This is a genomic window from Caballeronia sp. M23-90, from assembly GCF_053574605.1.
The window spans coordinates 1-6,815 of record NZ_JBSIPA010000363.1; the positions used below are offsets into that span (position 1 = coordinate 1).

Annotated in this window: 7 protein-coding genes and 2 pseudogenes; 6 read left to right on the forward strand and 3 right to left on the reverse strand. The window is 59.8% G+C overall.

Annotated elements, in window-relative coordinates; all coding sequences use genetic code 11:
- Positions 1-279: pseudogene (locus ACRXB1_RS26760) on the forward strand (hypothetical protein); the annotation flags it as partial.
- Here the strand turns inward: ACRXB1_RS26760 and ACRXB1_RS26765 are convergent.
- Together ACRXB1_RS26765 and ACRXB1_RS26770 are read right to left on the reverse strand one after the other, a co-directional pair.
- A pseudogene (locus tag ACRXB1_RS26765) lies at positions 183-680 on the reverse strand (substrate-binding domain-containing protein); the annotation flags it as partial. The pseudogenes ACRXB1_RS26760 and ACRXB1_RS26765 sit on opposite strands and share 97 nt — an antisense overlap.
- Positions 681-873: 193 nt before the next feature.
- Entirely contained in the window at positions 874-1,878 is a 1,005-nt protein-coding gene (locus ACRXB1_RS26770; protein WP_449493748.1) for an AraC family transcriptional regulator, read from the reverse strand.
- Between the two features lie 449 nt (positions 1,879-2,327).
- Here ACRXB1_RS26770 and ACRXB1_RS26775 point away from each other — a divergent pair, with 449 nt between their 5' ends.
- From ACRXB1_RS26775 to ACRXB1_RS26795, 5 genes are all read left to right on the forward strand, one after another.
- The gene (locus tag ACRXB1_RS26775; protein ID WP_449493749.1) at positions 2,328-3,215 is read left to right on the forward strand and encodes an isocitrate lyase/PEP mutase family protein; all 888 of its coding nucleotides are present in this window, start codon (positions 2,328-2,330) and stop codon (positions 3,213-3,215) included.
- A 40-nt stretch (positions 3,216-3,255) separates the two neighbouring features.
- Positions 3,256-4,584 (forward strand): MFS transporter, encoded by a 1,329-nt coding sequence (locus ACRXB1_RS26780; protein WP_449493750.1) that lies wholly within the window; start codon positions 3,256-3,258, stop codon positions 4,582-4,584.
- 256 nt (positions 4,585-4,840) lie between these two features.
- Entirely contained in the window at positions 4,841-5,239 is a 399-nt protein-coding gene (locus ACRXB1_RS26785; RefSeq protein ID WP_305954585.1) for an ArsR/SmtB family transcription factor, read from the forward strand.
- On the forward strand, positions 5,146-5,574 hold the full coding sequence (locus ACRXB1_RS26790; RefSeq protein WP_449493751.1) for an SRPBCC family protein: 429 nt from the start codon (positions 5,146-5,148) through the stop codon (positions 5,572-5,574). Before ACRXB1_RS26785 ends, ACRXB1_RS26790 begins: the two co-directional genes overlap by 94 nt.
- A 20-nt stretch (positions 5,575-5,594) precedes the next feature.
- A complete protein-coding gene (locus tag ACRXB1_RS26795; RefSeq protein ID WP_449493752.1) occupies positions 5,595-6,341 on the forward strand; it encodes a DUF899 domain-containing protein in 747 nt (248 codons plus the stop codon).
- A gap of 274 nt (positions 6,342-6,615) precedes the next feature.
- On the opposite strand, the gene ACRXB1_RS26800 is transcribed toward ACRXB1_RS26795, so the two are convergent.
- Positions 6,616-6,815: hypothetical protein (locus tag ACRXB1_RS26800; RefSeq protein ID WP_449493753.1), on the reverse strand; the 200-nt coding region annotated here is incomplete at its 5' end.

The window sequence follows — 6,815 nt, forward strand, 5'->3', positions numbered from 1 at the left end:
GATCCTAACGCGGGATCGGGTATCGAACTGCAAGTAATCGCGGCGGTGGTTATCGGCGGAACGAGCTTGATGGGTGGCCGCGGTTCGGTCATCAGCACGTTCTTTGGCGTCCTGATCATTTCCGTGCCGTTCTTGATCAGTCCGGCGGCCGCGTCGGTAGGCGAGCCGTTGACCTGCAGCACGCCGCCTTTATTAGTCGGAACGCCCTTCTCCTTCAGGTGCGCAACGAGCGACTGCGCAATAGCCCGGCCGATGCCTTCGTTATCGAACGAAACGTAATAGTCGGCTGGCGTCGACGGGACCGGCCGGTCATACGCGATCACCTTGATACCCTGGCTTTGCGCCATATGAACGAGCGACGCCGCGGCCGTCGAATCGACCGGATCCAGGACGATGACCTTTGCGCCCTGCGAGATCACCGAGTTGAATTGCTGTTGCTGGGTCGCCACGTCCGCGTTGGCGTTCTGGTAAAGCACCTTGCAGTTGGGACAAAGCTTGGCCATTTCCGCCTTGAAGCCGGGGAAGTCGTGCTGTTCGTATCGCGTCGATGCCTGGTCCGGCATCAGGAACGCCACCGTCCCGCTGGGCGCGGCCTGCGCCGCCGTGCTGCAGATCAGGCTCAGGCCGAGGCTCAGGGTCAGCGCGCTCGCGCCGATCGTTTTTGTCGAAAGTCGGGTCATCGATTGTCTCCGTTTATTAGAAAAAACTGGCGCGGTTGGCGCCGTGAGTGCGCCGCGGGTAAAACTGGATTCATGCGTTGTTTTTTCAGTCGCCGGATCGAGCTCATGAAAAAACCGCTAAAGCGTGAAGACCAACGTGTCCCTCCCGATGCCTTCATGCATCCGGTGCCGGGTCCTGCCGGGAATAAATGTGCTAGCTGAGCGCTTCCAGCGCGTGCGCGAGCTCAGGCTCTTCGATCGCGCTGGCCGCATTGAGCTGTTGATACGCGCGCCATCGAGACGGTGACATCTCTTTGATCATCAGGAATTGCCGGTTGAAGTTCGACATGTTGTTGAAGCCGACCTGATAGCAGATATCGGTGATGCTCAGTTCGCCCGACATCAGCAACTGGCACGCGAGGTTGATGCGCAGCCGGTTCACATACTGGACGAACGGCACGCCTGTGTGCCGCCGGAAATAGCGTGAGAAAGCGCTGGCGCTTTGCCCCGCGAGTTCGGCCAACTCCGTCTCGCGCAACTCTTGCGACAGGTTTTTGCCAATATAAGACAGCACATGATTGATGCGGGTCTCCGCGTAGTGCGCAGGGTCCGAGCAATAAGCAGCGCTCGCCAGTTTGATCGGCTCAGGGCTTTGCACGAGCAAGTCGAGCAAGCCGACGAACAGGTTGATGCGTCGCATGCCTTGGGCGCCCAGCATCTCGCGCATGATCGGTTCGGCTGCCGCGGCGGTTTTCGGGGTGAAAAGCACGCCCCACTGCGCTGCATTGAGCAAGGGCTGCACGCGCCTGAGCTCCGGAAATATTTCGATGCCTCGCTCCACCAGGCCTGCGTCGAATTGCAGGATCAGGCAGCGCTCATCCACGCGGTCTCCGGCAGGCACGCTGCTCACCCAATTGTGCGGGAGATTGGGGCCCGTCATCACAAGGTTTCCCGGCTCGAATGTGCCGATGTAATCCCCGACGAAGTATTTTCCCGTCGTCGATGTAATGACCTGGATTTCGTACTCAGGGTGAAAGTGCCAGCGTACCGTGCGATACGGATAGCCATGCGACCAGACCTTGAAGGACTCGTCGCGCGGAACGGCGACCAGTTCGAGATCCGGCTGGACGATGTTGCCACGGCGAGCGCCCAGGCGCGCCGCACGGCAATAGCCGCAGGTTCCGCATTGGCACGCCGTCGTACTCGGAGTGGTGGGCATCGTCTTCCTCCTTAACCGCTTTTGTTTTTTGGACGCTTTTTGGACGTTTGCACGAAATGCAGTTGATGTGCATTGAGCGCCGCCATGCACGAACAATATGCTTCTCGCGCCTCCCGCACTACCGAAATTGAGACCGTCGGCTGATACTATTTTGCATTCGGGTAAGCCCGGATGCCCTCAAAGGTCAACTTTTGTGCAATGCAAAAGCGCAATGAAGGTAGCGGGGATATCGATGCCTGAGTTCATCGGCCACGACCCGTCTCCCGCGTTTCAACAGCGTTTCATGTGTGTTTCATTTAAATTCAATGAAACACAGTGATAAGACGGTGAAACACTGACAGCTCATTCCTCGATTCCCTACGTCGTTGTTTTTAAAGCGCATTCAGGCTTTCAAGAGGACTGGCATGGATGCTGCAAACAGACTGGCAAACTTTCAAAAGGAAACAGCCATGTCGCAGTCATCCGCCGCACGCCGCGCCGCCTTTCGCGCAGCCATTCAACAACGCCAGGCCTTGCTCATGCCCGGCGCCTTTAACGCAATGAGCGCCCGCGTCGTCGCGGACGCGGGGTTCAAGGCGCTCTACATCACGGGCGCGGGCGTGACGAACATGTCGCTTGGCTTGCCCGACCTCGGTTTTGTCGGCTTGAGCGAGATAGCGGAGCACACGTCGCGCATTCGCGATGCCGTGGATCTCCCGCTTCTCGTCGATGCCGATACCGGTTTCGGCAACGCCCTCAATGTTCGCCACACCGTACGCACGCTCGAACGCGCAGGCGCCGATGCGATCCAGCTCGAAGATCAGGTCAGTCCGAAGAAATGCGGCCACTTCGCAGGCAAGGCCGTCATCTCCACCAGCGAAATGGTCGGCAAGCTGCACGCCGCCGTCGATGCACGCGAGGACGCCAATTTCCAGATCATCGCCCGCACTGACGCGTGTGCCGTGCATGGTTTCGAGGCGGCCATCGAACGCGCGCACCGCTTTGCCGAGGCGGGCGCGGACGTCCTCTTCATTGAAGCAGTCGAAACGTTCGATGAAATCAAAAGACTGCCGTCGCTGTTCGACACGCCCCAGTTGATCAATATCGTGGTGGGCGGCAAGACGCCGGTCGTCCCGCAAAGCGAGCTTGCGGCGATGGGTTTTGGCATCGTCCTGTATGCGAACGCTGCGCTGCAGGGAGCGGTGCTCGGCATGCAGAAGGCGCTCGGCGCACTGCGCGATGCAGGCAAGCTCGACGAAGATCCCACGCTCCTCGCGCCGTTCAACGAACGCCAGCGGCTGGTCGACAAGCCGCTCTACGACCGTCTCGACAAGCAATACGCAGCGGACAGCGAATAACCCCGCCATGCCAGTACGAAGAAAACAAGGAGACTTCAGCGTGACGAAAATCAGTGCAGCGTCCTTCCCCGACACCGAACCGCAGGTACGCGCAAGTCCGGTGCGGCTTCGCTCGATCATCGGCGGCCTGATGGGCAATGTGATCGAGTGGTACGACTTTCTCGCCTACAGCATCTTTTCGATCTACTTCGCCAAGGCTTTTTTTCCCGCCGATAACCCGACGGTCCAGCTCATGAACGCGGCGGCGATTGCGGCGGTCGGGTACATCGCACGGCCTCTGGGCAGTTGGCTGATCGGGCTGTACGCCGACAAACGTGGCCGCAAGGCTGCGCTCATGTGGTCGGTCATGGGCATGTGCGTCGGCTCGCTGATGATCGCCTTGACTCCGGGATATGCCACGATCGGCGCGCTTGCACCGATCATCCTGATTCTTGCGCGTTTGCTGCAAGGCCTGTGCATGGGAGGCGAATACGGCACGAGCGCCACGTATCTCAGCGAGATCGCGCCTGAAAACCGGCGTGGCTTTTACCTCGGCTTCCTGCAAGTGAGCGTGGTGGCCGGCCAGTTGCTGGCGCTCGGTCTTCTGCTTGTCATGCAGCACTTGTTGCTTACATCCGAGCAGATCGACCGCTGGGGCTGGCGCATTCCGTTCGTGATCGGCGGCCTGCTTGCACTATTTGCGCTCTACATGCGTCGCCACGTGATGGAATCAGAAGCGTTCGCCGAGAGCGCAAAAAAAACGGGGCCGCCGATCAGCCGTGAGATGCTGGCGCACTGGCGACAACTCCTGCTCGCCGTGGGCATAACCGTAGGCGGCACTGTCGGCTTCTATACATACACGGTGTACATGCAGAAATACCTGGTCAATTCGGTCGGACTCAGCAAGGAAACGTCGACGTTCATCTCTTCCCTCGCGCTGCTGCTTTACATGCCGCTGCAGCCACTGTTCGGTCTGGCTTCCGACGTATTCGGCCGCCGCCCGGTGCTGATCTGTTTCGGCGTGTGCTGTACGCTTTTTTCCGTGCCGCTGTTCACCGCTCTGAGTCACACGAAAGATCCGCTCGTCGCATTCCTGCTGTCGTTCGCCGGGCTCGCCATGTTGAGCGGCTTTACATCGGTTCACATGCTTGCCAAGACAGAACTGTTCCCGGCGCGCATCCGTGCGCTCGCGGTCGGCTTGCCTTACGCACTGACGACAGCAATCCTCGGCGGCACGACCGAGTTTGTCGCCTTGCGCTTCAAGGCGAGCGGACACGAACAGTATTTCTACTGGTATGTGAGTGCGTGGGCGGCGGTGTCGCTTATCGTTTATATCCGAATGCCCGAGACGCGTTTTCGAACCGTCACGCGCACCGAAGCCAGAGCATGAGCGTGCCCGATGCAGCGGCGGCTCGCCGCTGCATTTGTTGATCGCTGATCAGAACCGGTGGATCATCGCGACGCGATAAACCATCTGGTTCTCACCCGTCGATACCCCTGCAACTCGACCCGCCCTGCCGCCGCGTCCACTGAAACAACGCGTGCTACGTGTTAACGCTTAAACCCACAAAAATTACTGTGCCGTGCTTGACTTCCTTCGACTGCCGCATAAACTTAACTTTATGGTTAAGTATCAGGAAGCGGCCTTGAACCGCACATTCACCGCCCTGGCCGACCCGACGCGTCGTGCTCTCCTCGCCCGCCTGTCCGCCGGCGCGGACCTGTCCGTCAGCGAACTCGCGCAGCCGTTTGCCATGTCGTTACCCGCCGTGATGAAACATCTCGATGTGTTGTCGGATGCCGGTCTCATCACGCGGACCAAGACGGGCCGCACCGTCGCATGCCGGCTTGCCGCCGGACCGATGGAGGAAGCCATGCAATGGCTTGCCCGTTACGAGCGCTTCTGGACCGACACACTCGATCGCCTTGCCGCCTTTGTGGAGGAAGACCCATGTCCGCCAAACCCAGTCTCACGCTCCAGCGCCGAATCAACGCAAGCCCCGCCAAAATCTTCGCCGCGTGGACGGAACCGTCGCAACTCGTGAAGTGGATGCATCCGAACAAAAACGACGTGATTCACGCGGAGATGGACGTGCGCGTCGGCGGCCGCTTCCGGATCGTCATGCGCACGCCGGCCGGCGAGGCGCATGACGTAAGCGGCGTGTTCAGGGAGGTCGTGCAGGACGAGAAACTCGTCTACACCTGGGCATGGCGCAGCACGCCCGAACGGGAATCGCTCGTCGCGTTCACGCTGCGGCGCGACGGCGAGCTCACTCTGCTCACGCTGACGCACGAGCAGTTCTTCGATGAAACCGCGCGCGATAACCATGAGTCCGGCTGGAACGAAATCCTCGATGGACTCGTGCGGGAATTCGCCTGATCACTGGAGGAGGACGCAAGATGGAACAGCATCGGATTGTTTCGCAAGAAGAGTGGCTTGCTGCGCAAAAGGCGCACCTGGCCGAGGAAAAGGCGTTGACGCACGCACGCGATGCGCTCGCTGAAAAGCGCCGCGCGCTGCCATGGGTAAAAGTCGAAAAGCGCTATTCGTTCGATACTCCAGACGGCCACAAGACGCTCGCCGATCTCTTCAACGGACGCAGCCAGTTGATCGTGTATCACTTCATGCTGGGGCCGGACTGGGAAGCGGGATGCATCGGCTGCTCGTTCGTATCGGATCACATGGACGGAGCGTTGATGCACGTCGAGCAACGCGACGTTGCTTATGTCGCGGTATCGCGTGCGCCGCTCGGCAAGATCGAAGCCTTCAAGAAACGCATGGGCTGGCACTTCAAATGGGTATCGTCGTTCGGCAGCGACTTCAATTTCGACCATCACGTATCGTTCGCGCCCGAGCAGCGTGCCACGGGCAGGATCGACTACAACTTTCAGATACACGAGACAAAGGAGCCTGGTTTCGATAGCGACGAAATGCCCGGCGTCAGCGTGTTCTACAAGGACGAAGCCGGCGATGTATTCCGCACGTTCTCCGCATATGGACGCGGAGTCGAACCGCTGATCGGCGCGTATGACCTGCTCGACATCACGCCCAAAGGACGCGATGAAGAACATGGCATGACGGACTGGATGCGGCATCACGATCGTTACGACGACGTGAAGCACGAGTCGGGCGGATGTTGCCACTAGCTTCAGTTGATCGCGTGAACAAGTTGGCCTGGCGGCGAAACAGGCCAACTCATTTCGCGACTGGCGCCAAAGCCGATGGCTCACGACCGCACGCGAGACGGTCGCCAGCCAGCTTGCGTTCGACATGTTCATCGCTGAGAACGACTTGTACTGTCACTAACAAGCACTGACAAGCGCGACCCCGCACGCCCCCCCGCATTTACCCGTGCCGCCGTAAACCCTGAGCGGGGATTTCTTGTAACCGCTCCATTCATCGCCTATCCTCTGAAACGTTTCAGCCGATGGCGAATGGGTGATCCATGAGCATGCCTGACAGAACTCTCCCTACGCTGCGCGATGTCGCGAATGCGGCGAAGGTGTCTGTCGGCACACCGCCGAAGGTGCTGTCCGGTGCTCCCGGAGCCAGCGCCGGTATCCAATCAGACGTGCCGCATCCCAGACGCGGCGCGCCCGCTCGGCGCTGACTCCGAAAGC